Origin of the sequence: Sideroxydans sp. CL21, assembly GCF_902459525.1 — a bacterium.
Lineage (GTDB): Bacteria > Pseudomonadota > Gammaproteobacteria > Burkholderiales > Gallionellaceae > Sideroxyarcus.
Genome location: NZ_LR699166.1, coordinates 3,418,595 through 3,438,194 on the forward strand (window position 1 = coordinate 3,418,595; position 19,600 = coordinate 3,438,194).

26 protein-coding genes are annotated in these 19,600 nt (G+C 57.7%); 19 read left to right on the top strand and 7 right to left on the bottom strand.

All coding sequences use genetic code 11. The features are described 5' to 3' along the window. The first annotated feature begins 28 nt into the window (after nucleotides 1-28). The 12 genes from atpD to QOY30_RS16350 all read left to right on the top strand — a co-directional run bounded on the left by atpD (nucleotide 29) and on the right by QOY30_RS16350 (nucleotide 9,457). Nucleotides 29-1,471, top strand: a complete 1,443-nt coding sequence (gene atpD / locus QOY30_RS16295) for a F0F1 ATP synthase subunit beta (RefSeq protein WP_283745674.1) — start codon at nucleotides 29-31, stop codon at nucleotides 1,469-1,471. Next, nucleotides 1,468-1,857, top strand: a complete 390-nt coding sequence (locus QOY30_RS16300) for a F0F1 ATP synthase subunit epsilon (protein WP_283745675.1) — start codon at nucleotides 1,468-1,470, stop codon at nucleotides 1,855-1,857. Before atpD ends, QOY30_RS16300 begins: the two co-directional genes overlap by 4 nt. Continuing rightward, complete coding sequence (locus QOY30_RS16305; protein ID WP_283745676.1) at nucleotides 1,850-2,185, top strand: AtpZ/AtpI family protein; 336 nt, start codon at nucleotides 1,850-1,852, stop codon at nucleotides 2,183-2,185. The genes QOY30_RS16300 and QOY30_RS16305 overlap by 8 nt, the downstream gene beginning before the upstream one ends. Next, the gene (locus tag QOY30_RS16310) at nucleotides 2,178-2,474 is read left to right on the top strand and encodes an ATP synthase subunit I (protein WP_283745677.1); all 297 of its coding nucleotides are present in this window, start codon (nucleotides 2,178-2,180) and stop codon (nucleotides 2,472-2,474) included. The genes QOY30_RS16305 and QOY30_RS16310 overlap by 8 nt, the downstream gene beginning before the upstream one ends. Next, nucleotides 2,464-3,147: a F0F1 ATP synthase subunit A gene (locus tag QOY30_RS16315; protein WP_283745678.1), complete on the top strand. Its 684-nt coding sequence runs from the start codon at nucleotides 2,464-2,466 to the stop codon at nucleotides 3,145-3,147. Before QOY30_RS16310 ends, QOY30_RS16315 begins: the two co-directional genes overlap by 11 nt. A gap of 33 nt (nucleotides 3,148-3,180) precedes the next feature. Beyond that, nucleotides 3,181-3,462, top strand: coding sequence for a F0F1 ATP synthase subunit C (locus tag QOY30_RS16320; RefSeq protein ID WP_283745679.1), 282 nt, complete (start codon nucleotides 3,181-3,183; stop codon nucleotides 3,460-3,462). A 2-nt stretch (nucleotides 3,463-3,464) separates the two neighbouring features. Beyond that, nucleotides 3,465-4,229: a F0F1 ATP synthase subunit delta gene (locus tag QOY30_RS16325; protein WP_283745680.1), complete on the top strand. Its 765-nt coding sequence runs from the start codon at nucleotides 3,465-3,467 to the stop codon at nucleotides 4,227-4,229. Continuing rightward, complete coding sequence (locus tag QOY30_RS16330; protein ID WP_283745681.1) at nucleotides 4,219-5,745, top strand: alternate F1F0 ATPase, F1 subunit alpha; 1,527 nt, start codon at nucleotides 4,219-4,221, stop codon at nucleotides 5,743-5,745. The genes QOY30_RS16325 and QOY30_RS16330 overlap by 11 nt, the downstream gene beginning before the upstream one ends. Continuing rightward, complete coding sequence (locus QOY30_RS16335; RefSeq protein WP_283745682.1) at nucleotides 5,742-6,668, top strand: F0F1 ATP synthase subunit gamma; 927 nt, start codon at nucleotides 5,742-5,744, stop codon at nucleotides 6,666-6,668. The genes QOY30_RS16330 and QOY30_RS16335 overlap by 4 nt, the downstream gene beginning before the upstream one ends. Further along, nucleotides 6,665-7,552: an ADP-polyphosphate phosphotransferase gene (locus QOY30_RS16340; RefSeq protein WP_283745683.1), complete on the top strand. Its 888-nt coding sequence runs from the start codon at nucleotides 6,665-6,667 to the stop codon at nucleotides 7,550-7,552. The genes QOY30_RS16335 and QOY30_RS16340 overlap by 4 nt, the downstream gene beginning before the upstream one ends. Nucleotides 7,553-7,801: 249 nt before the next feature. Further along, on the top strand, nucleotides 7,802-7,981 hold the full coding sequence (locus QOY30_RS16345) for a hypothetical protein (protein WP_283745684.1): 180 nt from the start codon (nucleotides 7,802-7,804) through the stop codon (nucleotides 7,979-7,981). A 66-nt stretch (nucleotides 7,982-8,047) separates the two neighbouring features. Further along, a complete protein-coding gene (locus QOY30_RS16350; RefSeq protein WP_283745685.1) occupies nucleotides 8,048-9,457 on the top strand; it encodes a phospholipase D-like domain-containing protein in 1,410 nt (469 codons plus the stop codon). Nucleotides 9,458-9,490: 33 nt separating this feature from the next. Here the strand turns inward: QOY30_RS16350 and xerD are convergent, their stop codons facing one another. From xerD to QOY30_RS16385, 7 genes are all read right to left on the bottom strand, one after another. Then, nucleotides 9,491-10,387 carry a site-specific tyrosine recombinase XerD gene (gene xerD, locus QOY30_RS16355; protein WP_283745686.1) on the bottom strand — a complete coding sequence of 299 codons (897 nt, stop codon included), beginning with the start codon at nucleotides 10,385-10,387 and terminating at the stop codon, nucleotides 9,491-9,493. Further along, on the bottom strand, nucleotides 10,374-10,835 hold the full coding sequence (locus QOY30_RS16360; protein WP_283745687.1) for a methylated-DNA--[protein]-cysteine S-methyltransferase: 462 nt from the start codon (nucleotides 10,833-10,835) through the stop codon (nucleotides 10,374-10,376). Before QOY30_RS16360 ends, xerD begins: the two co-directional genes overlap by 14 nt. Nucleotides 10,836-10,974: 139 nt before the next feature. Continuing rightward, the gene (gene rplS / locus QOY30_RS16365) at nucleotides 10,975-11,346 is read right to left on the bottom strand and encodes a 50S ribosomal protein L19 (RefSeq protein ID WP_283745688.1); all 372 of its coding nucleotides are present in this window, start codon (nucleotides 11,344-11,346) and stop codon (nucleotides 10,975-10,977) included. Continuing rightward, nucleotides 11,343-12,119, bottom strand: a complete 777-nt coding sequence (gene trmD, locus QOY30_RS16370) for a tRNA (guanosine(37)-N1)-methyltransferase TrmD (RefSeq protein ID WP_283745689.1) — start codon at nucleotides 12,117-12,119, stop codon at nucleotides 11,343-11,345. The genes rplS and trmD overlap by 4 nt, the downstream gene beginning before the upstream one ends. Beyond that, nucleotides 12,116-12,640: a ribosome maturation factor RimM gene (rimM, locus tag QOY30_RS16375; protein ID WP_283745690.1), complete on the bottom strand. Its 525-nt coding sequence runs from the start codon at nucleotides 12,638-12,640 to the stop codon at nucleotides 12,116-12,118. Before rimM ends, trmD begins: the two co-directional genes overlap by 4 nt. A 68-nt stretch (nucleotides 12,641-12,708) precedes the next feature. Then, nucleotides 12,709-12,963 (bottom strand): 30S ribosomal protein S16, encoded by a 255-nt coding sequence (gene rpsP, locus QOY30_RS16380; protein ID WP_283745691.1) that lies wholly within the window; start codon nucleotides 12,961-12,963, stop codon nucleotides 12,709-12,711. 96 nt (nucleotides 12,964-13,059) lie between these two features. Next, nucleotides 13,060-13,872 carry a cytochrome C assembly family protein gene (locus QOY30_RS16385; protein ID WP_283745692.1) on the bottom strand — a complete coding sequence of 271 codons (813 nt, stop codon included), beginning with the start codon at nucleotides 13,870-13,872 and terminating at the stop codon, nucleotides 13,060-13,062. Between the two features lie 94 nt (nucleotides 13,873-13,966). Here QOY30_RS16385 and ffh point away from each other — a divergent pair, with 94 nt between their 5' ends. The 7 genes from ffh to QOY30_RS16420 all read left to right on the top strand — a co-directional run bounded on the left by ffh (nucleotide 13,967) and on the right by QOY30_RS16420 (nucleotide 19,598). Continuing rightward, the gene (ffh, locus tag QOY30_RS16390; protein ID WP_283745693.1) at nucleotides 13,967-15,322 is read left to right on the top strand and encodes a signal recognition particle protein; all 1,356 of its coding nucleotides are present in this window, start codon (nucleotides 13,967-13,969) and stop codon (nucleotides 15,320-15,322) included. Nucleotides 15,323-15,483: 161 nt separating this feature from the next. Continuing rightward, a complete protein-coding gene (locus QOY30_RS16395; protein WP_283745694.1) occupies nucleotides 15,484-16,188 on the top strand; it encodes an HAD family hydrolase in 705 nt (234 codons plus the stop codon). 57 nt (nucleotides 16,189-16,245) lie between these two features. Further along, on the top strand, nucleotides 16,246-17,763 hold the full coding sequence (gene ilvA, locus QOY30_RS16400) for a threonine ammonia-lyase, biosynthetic (RefSeq protein WP_283745695.1): 1,518 nt from the start codon (nucleotides 16,246-16,248) through the stop codon (nucleotides 17,761-17,763). Between the two features lie 42 nt (nucleotides 17,764-17,805). Then, the gene (locus QOY30_RS16405; protein ID WP_283745696.1) at nucleotides 17,806-18,099 is read left to right on the top strand and encodes a nucleotidyltransferase family protein; all 294 of its coding nucleotides are present in this window, start codon (nucleotides 17,806-17,808) and stop codon (nucleotides 18,097-18,099) included. Then, a complete protein-coding gene (locus tag QOY30_RS16410) occupies nucleotides 18,089-18,451 on the top strand; it encodes a HepT-like ribonuclease domain-containing protein (RefSeq protein ID WP_283745697.1) in 363 nt (120 codons plus the stop codon). Before QOY30_RS16405 ends, QOY30_RS16410 begins: the two co-directional genes overlap by 11 nt. 245 nt (nucleotides 18,452-18,696) lie before the next feature. Next, nucleotides 18,697-18,999 (top strand): TfoX/Sxy family protein, encoded by a 303-nt coding sequence (locus QOY30_RS16415; protein ID WP_283745698.1) that lies wholly within the window; start codon nucleotides 18,697-18,699, stop codon nucleotides 18,997-18,999. After that, nucleotides 18,999-19,598, top strand: a complete 600-nt coding sequence (locus tag QOY30_RS16420) for a 5-formyltetrahydrofolate cyclo-ligase (RefSeq protein ID WP_283745699.1) — start codon at nucleotides 18,999-19,001, stop codon at nucleotides 19,596-19,598. Before QOY30_RS16415 ends, QOY30_RS16420 begins: the two co-directional genes overlap by 1 nt. Nucleotides 19,599-19,600 lie beyond the last annotated feature (2 nt).

The window sequence follows — 19,600 nt, forward strand, 5'->3', positions numbered from 1 at the left end:
GTAACGAGGTTGGCCAGAGGGAGCAAAAATGGAAGACAAGACTGCCATATCCAATTGCGGCATAGTCGTCTCGGTTCGTGGCAGTGTCGTCGATATCCGGTTCGACGGCCGTTTGCCGCCGATCTATTCGCTCCTGCATGCCGGATCGGACAATCAGATCTCCATTGAAGTTCTTTCCCAGCTCGATGCGTATCGTGTGCGCGGCATTGCGCTGACACCCACGCAAGGCCTCGCCCGCGGAACGGTGGTAACAGACACCGGAGGGCCGCTACAGGCGCCCGTCGGCAAAGCGATACTCTCGCGCATGTTCGACGTGTTCGGCAATGTCATCGACCGCCATCCTCCACCCTCCGGCATCGAATGGCGCAGCGTACACAACGCTCCGCCTCCTCTGGCGCGACGCTCAACCAAATCCGAGGTTTTCGAGACCGGCATCAAGGTCATCGATGTGCTGGCTCCGCTGGAGCGCGGCGGCAAGGCTGGCCTGTTCGGCGGCGCCGGGGTGGGCAAGACCGTGCTGCTCACCGAGATGATCCACAACATGGTCGGCCACCATGAAGGCGTGAGTATCTTTTGCGGCATCGGCGAACGCTGCCGCGAAGGCGAGGAGCTTTACCGCGACATGAAAGAGGCAGGTGTGCTGCCCAACATGGTGATGGTGTTCGGCCAGATGAACGAACCGCCGGGCAGCCGCTTCCGCGTCGGTCATGCCGCCTTGACCATGGCGGAATATTTCCGCGACGACGAGCACCGCGATGTGCTGCTGCTGATCGACAACATCTTCCGCTTCATCCAGGCCGGCTCGGAGATATCCGGCCTGATGGGACAGATGCCGTCGCGCCTCGGTTACCAGCCGACCATGGGCACCGAGTTGTCCGGATTGGAAGAGCGTATCGCCAACACCGACACCGGTGCGATCACCTCTATCCAGGCGGTGTACGTACCCGCTGACGATTTCACCGACCCGGCCGCGGTACATACTTTTTCGCACCTGTCCGCTTCCATTGTGCTGTCGCGCAAGCGTGCGAGCGAGGGGCTCTATCCGGCCATCGACCCGCTGCAGTCCGGTTCCAAGATGGCCACTCCCGGTATCGTCGGCGAGCGCCACTATGCGCTGGCGCAGGAAATCAGGAATACGCTCGCGCAATACGATGACCTGAAGGACATCATCGCGATGCTCGGTCTGGAACAATTGTCCGCGACCGACCGCGCTGTGGTTGCGCGCGCACGCCGGCTTGAGCGCTTCCTCACCCAGCCGTTCTATACCACCGAGCAGTTCAGCGGCATCAAGGGCAAGCTCGTCAGCCTCAAGGATGCGCTTGATGGCTGCGAGCGCATCCTGCGCGACGAGTTCAAGGATGTGCCCGAGGGCGCACTGTACATGATCGGGAGTGTCGACGAAGCCTTGCAGAAGGTCGAAGCTGACCAGCCTCTATCCGCAGCTGGCAAGCAGCCGGTGGTCGCGACATGAGACTCAAGATCCTGTTGCCGTACCAGGTCTACGCCGAGATCGACGACGTAAGCCGCATCGTCGTGGAGACGCCGCAGGGTTCGTTCGGCTTGTTGCCGCGCCGGCTCGATTGCGTGGCGGCACTGGAACCCGGGATACTGACCTATGAAACGAAGGCGCAGGGCGAGGTTTACATCGCGGTAGACGAAGGCATACTGGTCAAGGCGGGCGCGGACGTGCTGGTCTCGGTGCGCAACGCGATCGGCGGGACGGACCTCGGCACGCTGCGCGACGCGGTCGCACGGGATTTCGTCAATCTCGACGAGAACGAGCGGCAAGTTCGCGCTGTGCTGGCAAGGCTGGAGAGCGGATTTGTCCGCCATTTCACGGAGTATCATCGTGGCTGACAAGCCGGAACGCGAGACTGCTTTCGCGCGCCAGGTCGGCGCGAAGGAAACGCGCAAGCTCAGGGCACAGCGCAAAGTCACGCGGACGGTGTGGTCGGGTCTCGGCATGATGGGCCTGGTGGGCTGGTCGGTGTCCGTGCCGACACTGCTCGGCGCCGCATTGGGTGTCTGGCTGGACAACCGCTACCCGGCAAACCATTCGTGGATGCTGACGCTGCTGCTTACCGGCCTCGGCATCGGTTGCCTGAACGCCTGGCACTGGATTGCTAAAGAGGATAACGAGATACGCCGGGAGCACGAAGATGATGGGAGCGGCGGAGATGACTGAAGTGTTGCAAATGGCGCTGGTACCGATCGCGGGCATGCTGCTCGGCGCGCTGTTCTTCGGCGGCCTGTGGTGGACGGTGCGTAAGGGACTCTCGGCCGGACAGCCCGCGCTGTGGTTCGGCGCCAGCTTGCTGTTGCGCACCGCCATTGTGCTGGCAGGATTTTATTTTGTCGGGGGGCCGGACTGGCGGCGACTGCTGTTGTGCCTGCTCGGTTTCATCATCGCGCGTTCGATCGTGACCCGTTGGACTGCGAAACGGACACCGGGGGAGACAGTCCATGCACCTTAGTTCCGATGAACTGATCCTGTGGCAGCACGGGTTCTTCAAGCTCAACGTCACCATCGTGACAACCTGGGTGCTGATGCTGGTGCTGGTCGTGACTGCTCGCCTTATCACGCACAACCTCGAGCACCAAGTACACATCACGCGCTGGCAAAGCCTGCTCGAAGTGATCGTTGTGACCATCCGCGATCAGATCGCAGAAGTCGGCCTGCTCCACCCGGAAAAATACCTGGGTTTCATAGGCACGCTGTTCCTGTTCATCGCGTTTTCGAATCTGTGCACGATCATCCCCGGCTACGAACCGCCTACCGGTTCTCTGTCCACCACGGCCGCGCTCGCGCTCAGCGTGTTCATTGCGGTACCGCTGTATGGCATCTCCGAAAGCGGGCTCGCCCTATATCTCGAATCCTACCTGAAGCCGACCGCAATCATGCTGCCGTTCAACCTGATCAGCGAACTGTCGCGCACGCTGGCCATGGCCATCCGCCTGTTCGGCAACATGATGAGCGGCACGATGATCCTCGCCATCCTGCTGACCGTCACGCCGTTCCTGTTCCCGATCGTGATGAGCCTGCTCGGTCTGCTGACCGGCATGGTGCAGGCCTATATCTTCAGCATTCTCGCCACCGTTTACATTGCGGCTGCGACTCGGGCGCGAGAGGAAGCGGGAGCATCATGAAGTTTCCAGCAATCACAATGAAAGGAAAAAGGCATGGATAGCACGACACTTATCGCGATGGCCTCGATCATCACCGCGGGCCTGACGATCGCCATCGGCGGCATCGGCCCGGCGCTGGGCGAAGGCCGCGCCGTCTCTACGGCACTGAGCTCGCTGGCCCAGCAACCCGACGCCGCCACCACAATCACACGCACTTTGTTTGTCGGACTTGCGATGATCGAATCCATTGCGATCTACTGTTTCGTGGTTGCGATGATCCTGATTTTCGCCAACCCGTTCTGGAACCATGTGATCGCACAGGCGGCAGCAAAATAATCATGCTGATCGACTGGTTCACCGTCATCGCGCAGGCCGTCAATTTTTTGATATTGGTGTGGCTGATGAAGCGTTATCTGTACCAGCCCATTCTCAAGGCGCTGGATGCACGCGAGCAGCGCATTGCCGCGGAACTGGCGGACGCCGACCTGAAGAAGACCGAGGCACTGGCCGAGCGCGAGGAATTCAGGCGCAAGAATGACGAGTTCGACCGCCAGCGCGACGGTTTGTTGAGCAAGGCGACCAGCGACGCGATTGCCGAGCATGGTCGGCTGCTCGAGGAGGTGCGCAAGGAAGCGGGTGACATGCGCGGCAAATTGCAGGACAAGCTGGATAACGAATTCTCCAGCCTGCATGAGGAGATCGCACGCAGGACGCAGGCAGCGGTGTTTTCGATCGCGCGCAAGACGCTGGCCGATCTTTCCGGCGCCAGCCTGGAAGCGCGCATGGTCGAGGTGTTTGTGCGCCGCCTGCGCGAAATTGGCGACAGCGAGCGCAACAAATTGGCGGCTATAACGGGCGAGGGCATCGTTACCGTGCGTAGCGCCTTCGAGTTGCCGCAACTGCAGCAAACAACGATCGAGGAGTCCATCAAGGCCACGCTGGGCACTGGCGATCCGATCCGGTTCGAGACCATACCCGACCTGATCGGGGGCATCGAGCTCATTTTGCAGGGCCAGAAGATCGCATGGAGCATTTCCGATCATCTTGCGTCGCTGGAAAAGGAACTGGCCGCACTGCTGAAAGCGCAACGACATGAAAGCTGAAAACTTGCAGGCGACGGTCGAACAGGCCTTTGCCAACCTCGACAGGGTACGCGAGGCCCATGTGCAGGGGCTGGATGCGCACGAGATCGGTATCGTCACCAGCCTGTCCACCGGCATTGCCCGGGTGGCCGGCCTGCCCGGCGTTTGTTACGAGGAAGTGGTGAAGTTTCCCGGTGAATTGTTCGGTATCGCCTTCAATGTCGACGAAGACGAGATCGGCGTCGTCCTGCTCGGCGACTACTGGAATCTGCACGCAGGCGACGAAGTCGAGCGCAGGGGCCATGTGGTGGATATACCGGTGGGCGATGGCATGATCGGCCGCGTCGTCAATCCGCTCGGACGACCGCTTGACGGCAAGGAGCCCTTGATCGCCGAAAAGCGCGTGCCGATCGAACGTCCCGCGCCGCCCATCATGGATCGGGCGCCTGTTACAGTTCCATTGCAGAGCGGCATCAAAGTCGTCGATGCGCTGATCCCGATCGGGCGCGGCCAGCGTGAACTGATCCTCGGCGACCGCCAGACCGGCAAGACAGCCATCGCTGTCGACACGATACTCAACCAGCGCGGCCAGGATGTGCTGTGCGTCTACTGCGCCATCGGCCAGCGTGCCTCTGCGGTCGCCAAAGTCATCGCCGACCTGCGCGAGAACGGCGCGATGGAATACACCGTCGTCGTCGTGACCGAGGGCAACGATCCTCCCGGTCTCTCCTATATCGCGCCGTATTCCGCGACCAGCATCGCCGAATACTTCATGCAGGCCGGGCGCGATGTGCTGATCGTTTACGACGATCTCACCAATCATGCCCGCGCCTACCGCGAACTGTCGCTGCTGCTGCGCCGCCCGCCCGGACGCGAGGCCTATCCCGGCGACATCTTCTACATCCACTCGCGCCTGCTGGAACGCGCCACGCACTTGTGCGACAAACTCGGCGGAGGCTCGCTCACCGCGCTGCCCATCATCGAGACCGAGGCGCAGAACATCGCCGCCTACATCCCGACCAACCTGATCTCGATCACCGACGGACAGATATATCTTTCGCCGAACATCTTCGAGCTCGGCATTCTGCCCGCCGTCGATGTCGGCAAATCGGTATCGCGCGTCGGTGGCCAGGCACAGCGCGCCGCCTACCGGGCAATATCGGGTGACCTCAAACTCGCCTACGCGCAGTTTGAGGAGCTGGAAACCTTCGCCCGCTTCGGCACGCGGCTCGACGAGGCCACCCGCAAGATCATCGAACACGGGCGGCGTGTGCGCGCCTGCCTTAAGCAACCGGCATTTGAGCCCGTATCCGTGCCCGGCCAGATCGCCGTGTTGCTGGCGCTGACCGGCAGACTGTTCGATAACGTGCCTCTCGAACGCATGCGCGAGGCCGAACTGGCACTGCACAAAGCCACGGAGGGATTCCCGGCCGACTTGATCAAACGCATCTCATCGTTCGAAGAATTGATGGACAGCGACCGGGAGGCGATCCTGCAGTTTGCGCGCGTGGCGCTGGCACCGTTCGGATCATCATGAGCGAAACGCCGGAAAACCTGCGCCGCAAGATCGGCGGTGCCACCGAGCTCGAATCGGTGGTACGCACAATGAAAGCGCTGGCTGCCGCGAGCATCGTGCAGTACGAGCGGGCGGTGCATTCGCTGGACGATTACTACCGGACCGTGGAGCTGGGTCTGGTCGCCTGGTTGCGCCACACCGGCGCGGCGATCTACCCGGAAGGAAACATGCGACATGATAAGGCGGCTACCGGGGCGGTGGTTTTCGGTTCGGATCAGGGGCTGGTCGGCCAGTTCAACGAGGTGTTGACGGAATTCGCTGCCGGTGCGCTGGGGGGCATGCCGGGCAACAAGCATGTCTGGTCTGTCGGCGAGCGCGTGCAGGGCTATCTCGAAACGGCCGGATTGCCGGTCTCCGGTGACTTTCCGGTGCCCAACTCCATCGCCGCGATCACGTCGCTGGTCAGGCGCGTACTCGTAGAGATCGAGACGCAGCGCGAGCGCGGGAAAGTCGCGCAGGTCTACCTGTTCTACAATCGTCCGAAATCCAGGGCGGGTTATGAACCGGTGATGCAGCGACTGCTGCCGCTGGACGAAACCTGGCGGGCAGGATTATCCAAACTGGCATGGCCGGACGCAAACCTGCCCGAAGTACTTGAGGGCGGCGATGCGACCTTGCATGCGTTGATCAGCGAATACCTTTTCATTTCGTTGTTCCGCGCATGTGCCGAATCGCTGGCAAGCGAGCATGCCAGTCGCCTGACCGCGATGCAGCGTGCGGAGAAGAACATCGGCGAACTGCTGGAGGGACTCAACCGGGATTATCACCGTCTGCGGCAGAGCGGTATCGACGAAGAATTATTCGATGTCATTGCCGGGTTTGAGGCGCTGACCATTCCCCAGCCGCAGTGCTCGCAGCTGCATAACCCGAAAGGATCCACATGAAAATCAAATCCGGCGATTTCCGCGTGCGTGAAGGCGACAAGGTCAATCTGAAGAAGTGGCCGACACTGGTAAAGCCTGTTTATAGTTCAAAAGAACAATATCAGAAGATGCTGGCCGAACACGTTGATGAACTGCGCAAGCTGCAACAGCTGCAGTACGCTTCCGACCGCTACGCTTTTTTGCTGATCTTTCAGGCCATGGATGCTGCAGGCAAGGACGGAGCCATAAAGCATGTGATGTCCGGCATCAATCCCCAAGGTTGCCAGGTGTTCAGTTTCAAGCACCCAAGCGCTCAAGAACTGGAACATGATTTTTTGTGGCGCACCACACAGTCGCTGCCGGAACGCGGACGCATCGGCATTTTCAACCGTTCCTATTACGAGGAAGTGTTGATCGTTCGCGTACATCCGGAGATTCTGCAGGCACAGAATATTCCAGACGAACTGCTGAACAAAAGGACAATCTGGTCGGAGCGCTACCGCTCCATCGTGGACCTGGAAAATCATCTCCACCGCAACGGTACGCGTACCATCAAATTCTTCCTGCATCTTTCGAAAGAAGAACAGCGCAAACGATTCCTCGCTCGCATCGATAACCCCGACAAAAACTGGAAATTCAGCACAGCCGATATTGAAGAACGAAAATACTGGGATAAATACATGCAAGCGTATGAAGCGTGCCTGAGTGCAACGAGTACCGCAAAATCACCCTGGTATGTCGTTCCCGCCGATGACAAGGAGAATGCGCGGCTGATCGTTTCCCGGATCATTCTCGACACATTCAAGAGCCTCAAGATGGCATACCCGAAGACCAACGAGGAGCACCGGCATGAATTGGAGTCCATTCGCCGACACTTGATCAAGGAGGGAAGTACCGGTAAATAGAATCCCTGTCACGGCTGGCTCTGCAGAACAGGTTCGACTCATTGCTTTCAGTTGAAGGTTGATGCCCCACCCCCCTTCATCAATGTTTGAACACTTTCCCCGATCATATGTGTGTTAGTGAACTGAGCAACGTCTTGAAAACGAAAACAATGCATTGCATGAATCGCTGTTTGGCTTTTGTTTGCAGAAATGCCGACTTGCGCAGATGGCAATTTGATTGCTATGCGATTCAAACTCGGGAGTCACGCGATGAAAAAAGATGAAATACGGAAAATACTGCAGCAAGATATTGAAAATTTTCGGTCGAAAGCTCAATACTACGATACGCTACATCTGTTCGAGGCGGCGAAATATGCCGATAATCTTGCCTCGAATATTGAACTGGCCCTGACGACCATGCCTTCCGATGGTGACCAAAAGATTTACTGACACGCGCTGTAACCGGAATTCACATTAAACCAGCAGACTGTCTCTTATGCCTATGCCGTGATGACAATGACGTATGAAACACTGCTTGGCCGCTGGCTGACGCTGCACGGTCTGTTCGTGATGCTGGGGTTGTCCATTTATGTCGTCACCTCGCACACGCTGCACTTGCGTCGCCATCCTTCGGCGTCTATCGCCTGGGTCGTCGCTTTGGTTTTGTTGCCTTATGCAACTTTGCCGCTCTATCTGATGTTCGGGATACGCAAGGTAAAGAGTGCCCGTTCGTTTGCCAGGATATCCGAATCAGCAACACATAACTCCGATGCGGATACTCTCGCTACCCGGACACAACAGCTCGCTGCAGTCATGGCGCTCCCTGTCGCCTCACCCTACCATCAATTGAACATACACGAAGACGGGACGCAAGCACTTCAGGTACTGCGCAGCATGATAGATGGTGCAGTGCATACGATTGAACTCAGCACATTCGTTTTCGCAAATGACGGGCTGGGAAACGAATTGGCAAGCAGACTCAAGCGGCGTGCCCGTGAAGGGATCAAGGTACGGCTGATGGTTGACGGTATCGGTGCCTATCTGGGCGGACTGACCGACTTCAGGAGCCTGTCCGATGCGGGAGTACAGGTGGTCTTCTTCGTGCCGCCTTTGCGTTCGTCACTGCGGGGACGTACCAATCTTCGAAATCACCGCAAGATGGTTGTCGCGGACGACGAATGGTTGTGGTGCGGCGGCAGAAATCTTGCTGCCGAGTATTTCGAAGGTGATGCCACCTCAGTCAACCCACCCTGGATCGACCTGAGTTTCGATTTGCATGGCGCATTGGCACTGCAAACACGCCAGCAGTTTGAGCTGGATTGGGCATTCGCAACCCGCGGCTCGCTTCCTGATGCAGCGCCGCCGATCAACCCGGAGCCGATGCCGGGATCTGCCATCGGGCAACTGGTTGCGAGCGGCCCGGACCAGACGGACGATACGCTCTACACAATACTCGTCTCCGCATTTTTCAATTCCCGCAAACGCATCCTGGTGGTCACTCCCTATTTTGTCCCCAACACCACACTGCTGATGTCCATGGCTCTCGCCGCTCGCCGCGGTGTCAGGGTCGACCTGGTCATGCCGAAGAAATCTAACCATCTTCTGGCGGATCTTTCGCGCCACCGCGCGCTGCGTGAGCTGACTTCGGCGGGAGCGCATGTGTGGTTCCTGCCCCGGATGATGCATGCCAAGGCAGTGGTGATCGACGATGAGATCGCCTTGGCCGGAACCGCGAACCTGGATGAGCGCAGCCTGTTCCTGAATTACGAAATGATGGTTGCATTTTATGAGCAGACTGCGGTCAGACGTTTTTCAGGGTGGATCGAACGCCAGCAAGCTGCGGCTCTGCCATACCGCGTTAAACCGCTCAACTTCTGGCGGGAAATTGCTGAAGGTATGTTTCTATGGCTGGCTTTCCAACTCTGAACAACCTCCTGCCGCCAAATCAGGCTTTGCCTCCTACCCTCGCGGATGATGCATCGCATGCAAGGCCTTGAGCCGCTCTCTCGCCACATGCGTATAGATTTGCGTCGTTGAAATATCCGAATGCCCCAGCAACATCTGCACGACGCGCAAGTCGGCGCCGTGGTTAAGCAGGTGCGTGGCAAAAGCATGGCGCAGGGTGTGCGGCGACAGCGGCTTGTGTAGTCCCCCCTCTTTCGCATGCTTCTTGATGAGATACCAGAACATCTGCCGCGTCATGCCTTCGCCGCGCTGGGTGACGAACAGTGCATCGGTGAGCTTGCCCTGAAGCAAGGCAGGACGGGCTTCGGCGAGGTATTTCCTGATCCAGTCCAATGCCTCTTCGCCCAGCGGCACCAGCCGCTCCTTGCTGCCCTTGCCCATCACGCGCGTCACGCCCATGTCCAGACTCACCTGCGCCACGCTCAGTCCGACCAGTTCCGACACGCGCAAGCCGCTGGCATACAGCACTTCCAGCATGGTGCGGTCGCGCATGCCGAGCGGTGTATCGACATCGGGTGCATTCAGCAGCAGTTCGACATCTTCCTCGGTGAGGCTCTTGGGCAGGCTGCGCGGCAGCTTGGGCGTGGCGATCTGCAGGGTCGGATCATCCGTGATCTTGTTCTGCCGTAGCAGGTAGCGGAACAATCGCTTGAGGCTGGAGATGGCGCGCGAGGTGGAAGTCGCTTTGGCTTTTTCGCCGCCGACCAGATGCGCGAGAAAGCCCTGTATATCGGCATGAGTGGCGGCCTGCAGGCCGCATCCACGCCGCTTTTGCAGCCATTCCGCGAATTTGTTCAGATCTCGCCGATAGCTTTCCAGCGTGTTGCGGGAGAGACCGTCTTCCAACCAGAGGGCGTCACTGAATTCGTCCAGTAGTTCAGCGTCGTTCATGCGCCAACAACCAACGCTTGATCGCCAGCGCATCATCGTCTGCGCGATGCATGAATCCACCCAGCCCTGCCTTGCCCACCACACGATGGCAGGGGATGACAATGGGGATGGGATTGTTGCCGCAGGCTTGCCCTACCGCTTGTGCGCTGGAACCGATTTGCTTTGCGAGTTCGCCGTAGGTCAGTGTCTGCCCGCAGGGAATGTTCAGCATTGCCTGCCACACGTTGCACTGATGATGCGTGCCATCGAGCTCGAAAGGCAGATCGATCTCATGTTTCGCATCGGCCAGATAGGCTTCCAAATCCGCACAGATCGCTTTCGCCATGTCGCTCACTGGCGGCTGGTTTTTGGTCTTCTGAGGCAGAAATTCGATACCCAGCAGATCCGTGTCTGAACAGCGGATGCCGAGCTTGCCGAACGGTGCTGAGATGATGGCCTGGAATTTCATGCGCACATCATAGCTGAAATGCAAAGCTATGCTTCAGTGCAGGCTCATATCGGCGTAGCCGATGTGAAGCCGCAAAGCGGCGGCCGAAACTAAAACGGGAGCCGAAGCTCCCGTTTTCCGTGCTGCATACTGCCCTTGCTTACGCTGTAACTTTGCGTGCAGCGAGTTTTTCCTTGATACGTGCCGACTTGCCGGAACGGTCGCGCAGGTAGTACAGCTTGGCACGGCGTACATCGCCGCGACGCTTGATTTCGATGCTGGCGATGCTCGGGGAGTAGGTCTGGAAGGTACGTTCCACGCCTTCGCCGGAAGACACCTTGCGCACGATGAAGCTGGAGTTCAGCCCCTTGTTGCGCTTGGCGATCACCACGCCTTCAAAGGCCTGGGTACGTTTCTTGTCGCCTTCGACCACGTTCACGCCGACCACAACGGTGTCGCCGGGTGCGAAATTGGGGATGGTCTTGCCCAGACGGGCGATTTCTTCTTTTTCAAGAATTCCGATCAGATTCATTTTGTTTCCTCTTCTTGTGCGGACGCTTGTTCCTGCTGGTACTCTGCCAGTAGCCGAGCTTCCTGTTTAGTCAACTGGCGTGTTGCCAGCAAATCCGGGCGACGTTCCGCAGTCCTGCCTAATGCCTGCTTCAATCGCCACTTCTCTATCTCGGCGTGGTGCCCGGACATCAATACTTCCGGGATCGCCTCGCCGTTATAAATCTCGGGCCGCGTGTAGTGGGGGCAATCCAGCAGGCCCTGTACGAAGGAGTCCTGCTGCGCCGATGCATCGTCGCCCAATACGCCGGGTATCTGCCGCACCACGCTATCCATCACCACCATCGCTGCCAACTCGCCACCGGACAACACGTAATCGCCGATGGAAAGCTCTTCGTCCACTTGCTGGCGCAACAGGCGCTCATCCACGCCCTCGTAACGGCTCGCCAGCAATATCAATCCTTCGTCCCGCGCCAGCAGTTCCATCACCACTTCGTGGGTGAGCTGCCTGCCTTGCGGCGAGAGGTGGATCACACAACTCTTCCTTGCCCCGCTTTGCGCCTGCGCTGCTTTCGCTGCGCTGATCGCTTTTTCCAGCGGCTCCGCCAACATCACCATCCCGGGTCCGCCGCCGTAGGGACGGTCGTCGATGGTGCGGTAGTTGTCTGTCGTGAAATCGCGCGGATTCCACGTCCGCAACTCAAACTTGCCCTGCTCTGCCGCTCGCCGCGTTATGCCATACCTGGTGAGCGCTTCGAACATCTCCGGGAACAGCGTGATGACGTCGAACCTCATTTGAGGTAATCCGCCTGCCAATCCACAAGGATCTTCCTGCTTTTCAAATCCACTTTCTGGATGACACTGGCAATGAACGGCATTAATGTCTCGCCTGCCGCACCTTTGACCACCAGCACGTCATTGGCTCCGGTCTCCAGCAACGCATCCACCGTGCCGAACACCTCACCCGCCAGATTCTCAACCGTTAGCCCGATCAGGTCCGACCAGTAATATTCGCCTTCCGGCTGCTCCGGCAACTCTGCGCGCGGAACCGCGATCAGCATACCTTTGCATTTCTCTGCTGCCGTACGGTCGACGATGCCCTGCAATTTGGCGATCAGTACCTTGCCGCCATGCACGTTCGCTTCCAGAACTTCCAGCGGACGCCAGCTTTGTTCGTTGCCAACGTACCAGGTGTCGTACTCAAGCAAGCCGTCCAGATACTCGGTAAAGGTTTGTACCTTTACCCAACCCTGGATGCCCTGCGCTCCAACCACCTTCCCCATGACGACCATGGGACTTGCCTCGTTAACATTCATTGCGTTTCGCCTCGTTTGTCCCCTCTCCCTCCGGGGGAGGGTTAGGGTGGGGGAAACGGCTATGTCCGTTAAACTTTGGCTGCTGCACCGGCTTTTTTGACCAGACGACCTACGGTCTCGCTCAACTGCGCGCCCTTGTCTTGCCAGTGGGTCACGCGGTCCAGCTGGATGCGCAGACCTTCAGTGCCTTCTACTGCCAGCGGGTTGTAGAAGCCGATACGCTCAATGAAACGACCGTCACGACGGTTGCGGGAATCCGCGACCACTACGTTGAAGTACGGGCGATTTTTAGAACCGCCGCGAGAAAGACGAATGACTACCATAGCAATTACCCAATAGATTTATTTCGGCCAATGCCGAAAGGGCGCGAATTCTACGATATATCGTTGAATTCTGGCAAGGATTGTTTATAGGGGCGACTAGCGGTGCAGGAAGACTTCCAGCACGAATTGGGTGCCCAGATAGGCCAATACAAGGAATACGAAGCCGCTCATGGTCCAGCGCACCGCCGTATGGCCGCGCCAGCCGTAGAACTGATGCCCCAATAACAGTACGGCGAATACCACCCAGGAAACCATCCCAAACAGGGTCATGTGGGTAAAGCGCAAGGGATGGCCGAAGATCTTCTCCGAAAACAGCATGCCTGATGCAACGGTAATGGTCAGCAACAGGAATCCGATACCGATAATACGGAATAGCAGGATTTCCATGGTCATCAGGGGCGGCAGGTTGCGCAATACCTTGGGCAGCTTGGCATGGTGCAGGCGCTTTTCGACCAGGGAGATCAACCCCGCATGCAAGGCCGCGATGGTAAACAAGCTGTAGGCCAACATGGCGCCGAGAACATGCGTATCGAACAGGCCTGAAGCAGGCTGTGACAGGATGTGCGCCTCGGGGAAAATCGCCGGCAGCGCCGTGCTGATGGCTGCCAGCGGCAATACCAGGGTCTGCAAGCTGGATAATGGATAGAAGTAGCGCGCCAACCAATACACCAGCACTGTCAGCCACAAAATCAGCGACAGCGCATAGACCAGTCCCAAGTTTAGCGCTCCCCAGACAAACAAGGTGTCATACAGCAACCACCCGTGCAGCGCCAAAGGCACGATGACCGCAAAACCCAATACGCCCCGATTCTGCTGCTCGGCATTACCCGCCGCCTGTGCGCGCCAGAACAGAATAGCCAGTATGAAATAAAGGGCAAACGTTAGCAGATGCAGAGCTTGGTTCGACATGGGGAGTGCAGATGTTTTAGACTGTGCGGATTCTACAGGAAGCGCCGCCCAAGTGTCTGCACCGGCGCGGACTGAAACTTTCAGGACTTGAATCATGTTGGATAACCTTACACAACGCTTCACCGGCATCGTCAAAAATCTGCGCGGCCAGGCGCGGCTGACCGAAAGCAACATTCAGGATGCCCTCAGGGAGGTTCGCCTTGCGCTGCTGGAGGCCGATGTCGCGCTGCCGGTCGTCAAAGACTTCATCGCCAAGGTAAAGGAAGCCGCACTGGGGCAGGAAGTCATCGGCAACCTGCAGCCGGGACAGGCGCTGATCGGCGTAGTGAACCGCGAACTGACCAAACTGATGGGCGAGCACAACGACGCGCTCAACCTTGCCGCCGTGCCGCCCGCCGTGATCCTGATGGCCGGCCTGCAGGGCGCGGGCAAGACCACCAGCAGCGGCAAGCTGGCCAAACTGTTGCGCGAGCAAAATAAAAAGAAAGTATTGCTGGTGAGTTGCGACGTTTATCGCCCCGCCGCAATCGAGCAACTGCGCACGCTGGCACAACAGCTCGACATTGACTTTTTCCCTTCCGATATCAGCCAGAAGCCGCTGGATATTGCGCTCGCCGCCTTGGACTGGGCACGCAAACACCACCATGAAGTGCTGATCGTCGACACCGCCGGCCGCCTCGCCGTGGACGAAGCGATGATGGCCGAGATCAAGAACCTGCATGCCGCACTGAAACCGATCGAGACCCTGTTCGTGGTCGACGCGATGACAGGACAGGATGCGGTGAACACGGCCAAAGCCTTCGGCGATGCGCTGCCGCTCACCGGCATCATCCTCACCAAACTGGATGGCGATGCGCGCGGCGGCGCGGCCTTGTCGGTGAGGCAGATCACCGGCAAGCCGATCAAGTTCGTCGGCGTCAGCGAAAAACCGAACGGCCTCGAAGCCTTTCACCCCGAACGCATGGCGCAACGCATCCTCGGCATGGGTGACGTGCTGTCCCTGATTGAAGAAGCGCAACGCAACGTCGATATCGGCGAAGCCGAAAAGCTCGCGAAGAAGATGCACAGCGGCAAAGGCTTCGACCTCAACGATTTCAAGATGCAGATCGTGCAGATGAAAAAGATGGGCGGCATGTCGGCATTGATGGACAAATTGCCCGCACAGCTTTCCAAAGCGGCTGCCGGAGCGAATGTGGACGAGCGCCAGATCAACCGCACCGAAGGCATCATCAACTCGATGACGCCGTTCGAGCGCACCCATCCAGAACTCATCAAAGCCTCGCGCAAACGCCGCATCGCTGCCGGTGCAGGCGTGCAAGTGATGCATGTAAACCAGTTGCTGAACCAGTTCGAACAATCGCAGAAGATGATGAAGATGTTCAGCAGCAAAGGCGGCATGGCGAAGATGATGCGCGGCATGGCTGGCAAGTTTCCCGGCATGGGTCGCTAATTTTTATCACCACGCTTATGTGTGTCTCTGAAAATTCAGAGTTCGCCCAAATGCAAGGCGCGAGGAAATTTTCGCGGCGCGGCATATGAGTGAATATGTAAGCAAGGAAATTTCCGAGTAACGCAGCAGTTGGGATGAAATCTGGATTTTAAGAGATACACATGACTATCAAAGCAATCATATTCGATGTTGACGGCACTCTGGCCGACACTGAAAACGCGCACCGCAAATCATTCAACAAGGCATTCGCCGAAAGCGGGCTGGACTGGAACTGGGACGTGGCGCTGTACGACAAGCTGCTGAAAGTGACCGGCGGCAAGGAACGCATCAAGTATTACGTCGAAAACTGGCTGCCCGATTTCAAAAAACCGGCTGACTATGACGGCTTCGTCAAGAATCTGCATGCGGTGAAGACCGGCCACTACACCGCCATGTTGCGCGGCGGCGCCATTCCGTTACGCCCCGGCATCAAACAACTGATAGAGGATGCGCGCAAAGCCGGTATCAGGCTCGCCATTGCAACCACCACCACCCCGGAGAACGTCTCTGCTTTGCTGGAAGTGGGATTGGGGAAGGATTGGGCAAAAAATTTCGACGCCAACGGCTGCGGCGATATCGTGCCGCACAAAAAACCCGCGCCGGATATCTACAACTGGGTGCTGAATGAACTCAAGCTCGCACCGCAGGACTGCATTGCGCTAGAAGACTCCAACAACGGCCTGCGTTCTGCGCTGGCGGCCGGCATCAAGACCTACGTCACCACCAATCCCTACACGCACCGCCAGGATTTCGCTGAGGCCGCTGCTGTGTTCGATGATTTGAGCGACCTGGCAAATTTCTACCGGGTAACCGGCCTGCACATTTAGGCAGTTCGGGCGGTTTCCTGCTAATCTTGCGGACAATTCAATTGTTCGCAACCCATCATGCAAAGCTATTTAAAACGTATTCTCACTGCCCGCGTCTATGACGTGGCCATCGAATCGCCACTTGAACACGCGCCCAACCTGTCGGCGCGCATCGGCAACAACGTCCTGTTCAAACGCGAAGACATGCAGCCGGTGTTCTCGTTCAAGCTGCGCGGCGCATATAACAAGATGGCCCAACTCACCCCGGAGCAACTCAAGCGCGGCGTGATCGCCGCCTCGGCAGGCAACCACGCGCAGGGCGTGGCACTCAGCGCGCACCGCCTCGGCTGCAAAGCCATCATCGTGATGCCGACCACCACCCCGCAAGTCAAGATCGAGGCAGTGCGACATTTCGGCCAGCGTTCCGTCGAGATCGTGTTGCACGGCGACAGCTACAGCGATGCCTGCAGCCGGGCGTACGAACTGGAAAAAGAGAAGAATCTCACGTTCGTGCACCCGTTCGACGATCCCGATGTGATCGCCGGGCAAGGTACCATCGGCATGGAGATACTGCGCCAGCATCAGGCCCCCATCCACGCCATCTTCTGCGCCATCGGCGGCGGCGGGCTGATCGCGGGCGTGGCCGCCTACGTCAAACAGGTGCGCCCGGATATCAAAATAATCGGCGTGCAAACCACCGATTCGGACGCCATGTACCGTTCCCTCAAAGCCAACAAGCGCGTGCAACTCGCCGACGTCGGCCTGTTCTCGGACGGCACGGCAGTCAAGCAAGTGGGCGAAGAGACGTTCCGCATCTGCAAAAAATACGTGGACGAGATCGTGCTGGTGGATACCGACGCCGTGTGCGCGGCCATCAAGGACGTGTTTCAGGACACGCGTTCCATCCTCGAACCCGCGGGTGCGCTGGCGATTGCCGGTGCCAAGCTGTACGCCAAGCGCGAACAACTCAAAGGCGAAACGCTCATCCCCATCGCCTGCGGAGCAAACATGAATTTCGACCGCCTGCGCTTCGTGGCGGAGCGCGCCGAAATCGGTGAAAAGCGCGAAGCCATCCTCGCCGTCACCATCCCGGAAACCCCGGGCAGTTTCCGCAAATTCTGTTCATTACTCGGCAAACGCAACATCACCGAGTTCAACTACCGGTTCGCCGATCCGAAAGCGGCGCAGGTGTTCGTCGGCATTCAAGTGAAAGACCAGTCGGAAACTTCCGACCTGGTGGACAAACTGCAACGCAACAAGCTGGCCACCCTCGACCTCTCCGACAATGAAATGGCCAAGCTGCACCTGCGCCACCTGGTCGGCGGTCACGCGCCAGCCGCCCATGACGAGATCCTGTTCCGTTTCGAGTTCCCGGAACGTCCCGGTGCACTGATGAATTTCCTCAACAGCATGAGCCACAACTGGAACATCTCATTATTCCACTACCGCAACCACGGCGCGGACTACGGGCGCGTATTGGTCGGCATGCAAGTGCCGCACAGCGATAAAAAGGCGCTCAAGACCTTCCTTGACACCCTCGGCTACCGCTATTGGGACGAGAGCGACAATCCGGCGTACCGGCTGTTTCTTGGATAAAATCGTGGCAACCGCCTTTTCGATGAAAGGAGCGCGCAAATCATGAAGAAACAAGATGCTTTGGATTTCCTTGAATCACACAAACAAACCATCATCGAACGGTTTGGTGTAAAGCATCTGGCATTGTTCGGCTCTGTTGTGCGCGACGAAGCCCGCGAAGACAGTGATATCGACGTACTGGTAGAGTTCGAAGGTGGCGAGAACTACCGCAATTACTTCGACCTTTTGTTTTATCTGGAAGATCATCTTCACTGCGCAATAGATTTGGTGAGCCGCGATGCCCTGCGCCCCCAACTCAAGCCATACATCGAGAATGAGGCGCATTATGTCGCGTGAATGGAAACTGTATTTCGACGATTTGCTGGGATTTTGCGAGAAGGTTATAAGCTACACACACGGCCTGACACGCGAAGAGTTTGAAACCAGCGGCCTCAACTACGATGCAACTCTGTGGAATGTACAGTTATTCGGTGAAGCAGCCAAAAATATCCCTGAAGAAATACGCAGCAAAATTCCTGAGGTGCCATGGCGCGAATTGATCGGAATGCGCAACCGTTTGGCTCATGGCTATTTCGGAATCAATAATGCAATGCTTTGGCACGTCGTGGAGATAGAAGTGCCAAAATTACATGCAGCCTTGCTGCACATTGCTGCCACTCGCACCGACCTATTCAAAGGTCAGTCTTGAAATTTTTATTCAATAACAACTGTGCGGGTCAATTTGCCGACGCCGACAAAAAGGTTGAAAAAACCCACAGAATATGCCCACACTTAACTGGATCGGCAAAGAAGCCGCCGCCAAACACCACAAAGATGTCCCCTATTGATGCAAATTTATGAGCACAAGCTATCTGTCCAAGCTATTTATTCCCAAAAGGGCAGCCGGTGGTTGCCCTTTTTAACCTTTAGTTGCTAGAAATATAGGTTCAAAAAATGGCTACCGATTCCTTCCGTGATTTCGTGCTGGAGCAACTTGCTGCTCTTGAAGGACTGCGCTGCAAACGCATGTTTGGCGGTCATGGCCTTTACGCCGACGAGGTGTTTTTCGGCATCCTTTTCGATGGCAGGCTGTATTTCAAGACACATCCGGATACCTTGCCGGATTACCTGACCGTTGCAGCCTCCGTATTCGCCCCCTCGAAAAAACAGGTTTTAAAGAATTACCGCGAAGTTCCGGTAGAGATACTGGAAGATGGCATGCAATTAACGTCGCGGACACGAAAGGCGGCGCGCTGATGAACATCCAAGCTAGGAAGCGGGCCCTCCGGCAAAGTATAATCGCCGACCGCGAAAAGTTGCCCGTTGCCGAGCGCTTGCGCCTGAGCCGTGCCATTGTTGAATCTACCCGCAATTTGCCGGTCTATCAGCAGGCGCGGACAGTACTGGGTTATCTGAATTTCGGCGCAGAATTGGTGGCCGAGCTGTGGGTACGGCAGGCGCTGGCCGACGGCAAGCAGGTGTTGCTGCCGCGAGTGAACCGTGCCAGCAGACATCTGGACTTATATCGGGTGCAGGATTTGGAGCATGATGTGGCACCCGGTTCATGGGGTATACGTGAGCCAGTTGCAGAACGCTGTATAAAAGAAGAAGCGCTTGGAACGGTGGAGTTCATCCTGTTACCCGGCGTGGCGTTCACCCGCGAGGGTGCACGGTTGGGATACGGCGGCGGTTTTTACGACAAACTGCTGGCACAAATACCGCATCGGCCGGCTTTGGTCGCCGGCGCGTTCGCGCTACAAGTAGTGCAGGAGATTCCGCAAGAGAGTACCGACCGCAATGTGGAGTGGCTGGTGACGGAAGCCGAAATGATACGCTGCAACTTAGGGAGAGAGTAGAG

What these genes read in the sequence shown, in the direction of transcription:
- atpD (WP_283745674.1), top strand. Translation starts at nt 29, where the DNA reads ATGGAAGACAAGACTGCCATATCCAATTGCGGCATAGTCGTCTCGGTT.
- QOY30_RS16300 (WP_283745675.1), top strand. Translation starts at nt 1,468, where the DNA reads ATGAGACTCAAGATCCTGTTGCCGTACCAGGTCTACGCCGAGATCGAC.
- QOY30_RS16310 (WP_283745677.1), top strand. Translation starts at nt 2,178, where the DNA reads ATGACTGAAGTGTTGCAAATGGCGCTGGTACCGATCGCGGGCATGCTG.
- QOY30_RS16315 (WP_283745678.1), top strand. Translation starts at nt 2,464, where the DNA reads ATGCACCTTAGTTCCGATGAACTGATCCTGTGGCAGCACGGGTTCTTC.
- QOY30_RS16320 (WP_283745679.1), top strand. Translation starts at nt 3,181, where the DNA reads ATGGATAGCACGACACTTATCGCGATGGCCTCGATCATCACCGCGGGC.
- QOY30_RS16325 (WP_283745680.1), top strand. Translation starts at nt 3,465, where the DNA reads ATGCTGATCGACTGGTTCACCGTCATCGCGCAGGCCGTCAATTTTTTG.
- QOY30_RS16330 (WP_283745681.1), top strand. Translation starts at nt 4,219, where the DNA reads ATGAAAGCTGAAAACTTGCAGGCGACGGTCGAACAGGCCTTTGCCAAC.
- QOY30_RS16335 (WP_283745682.1), top strand. Translation starts at nt 5,742, where the DNA reads ATGAGCGAAACGCCGGAAAACCTGCGCCGCAAGATCGGCGGTGCCACC.
- QOY30_RS16340 (WP_283745683.1), top strand. Translation starts at nt 6,665, where the DNA reads ATGAAAATCAAATCCGGCGATTTCCGCGTGCGTGAAGGCGACAAGGTC.
- QOY30_RS16345 (WP_283745684.1), top strand. Translation starts at nt 7,802, where the DNA reads ATGAAAAAAGATGAAATACGGAAAATACTGCAGCAAGATATTGAAAAT.
- QOY30_RS16350 (WP_283745685.1), top strand. Translation starts at nt 8,048, where the DNA reads ATGACGTATGAAACACTGCTTGGCCGCTGGCTGACGCTGCACGGTCTG.
- xerD (WP_283745686.1), bottom strand. Translation starts at nt 10,387, where the DNA reads ATGAACGACGCTGAACTACTGGACGAATTCAGTGACGCCCTCTGGTTG.
- QOY30_RS16360 (WP_283745687.1), bottom strand. Translation starts at nt 10,835, where the DNA reads ATGAAATTCCAGGCCATCATCTCAGCACCGTTCGGCAAGCTCGGCATC.
- rplS (WP_283745688.1), bottom strand. Translation starts at nt 11,346, where the DNA reads ATGAATCTGATCGGAATTCTTGAAAAAGAAGAAATCGCCCGTCTGGGC.
- trmD (WP_283745689.1), bottom strand. Translation starts at nt 12,119, where the DNA reads ATGAGGTTCGACGTCATCACGCTGTTCCCGGAGATGTTCGAAGCGCTC.
- rimM (WP_283745690.1), bottom strand. Translation starts at nt 12,640, where the DNA reads ATGAATGTTAACGAGGCAAGTCCCATGGTCGTCATGGGGAAGGTGGTT.
- rpsP (WP_283745691.1), bottom strand. Translation starts at nt 12,963, where the DNA reads ATGGTAGTCATTCGTCTTTCTCGCGGCGGTTCTAAAAATCGCCCGTAC.
- QOY30_RS16385 (WP_283745692.1), bottom strand. Translation starts at nt 13,872, where the DNA reads ATGTCGAACCAAGCTCTGCATCTGCTAACGTTTGCCCTTTATTTCATA.
- ffh (WP_283745693.1), top strand. Translation starts at nt 13,967, where the DNA reads ATGTTGGATAACCTTACACAACGCTTCACCGGCATCGTCAAAAATCTG.
- QOY30_RS16395 (WP_283745694.1), top strand. Translation starts at nt 15,484, where the DNA reads ATGACTATCAAAGCAATCATATTCGATGTTGACGGCACTCTGGCCGAC.
- ilvA (WP_283745695.1), top strand. Translation starts at nt 16,246, where the DNA reads ATGCAAAGCTATTTAAAACGTATTCTCACTGCCCGCGTCTATGACGTG.
- QOY30_RS16405 (WP_283745696.1), top strand. Translation starts at nt 17,806, where the DNA reads ATGAAGAAACAAGATGCTTTGGATTTCCTTGAATCACACAAACAAACC.
- QOY30_RS16410 (WP_283745697.1), top strand. Translation starts at nt 18,089, where the DNA reads ATGTCGCGTGAATGGAAACTGTATTTCGACGATTTGCTGGGATTTTGC.
- QOY30_RS16415 (WP_283745698.1), top strand. Translation starts at nt 18,697, where the DNA reads ATGGCTACCGATTCCTTCCGTGATTTCGTGCTGGAGCAACTTGCTGCT.
- QOY30_RS16420 (WP_283745699.1), top strand. Translation starts at nt 18,999, where the DNA reads ATGAACATCCAAGCTAGGAAGCGGGCCCTCCGGCAAAGTATAATCGCC.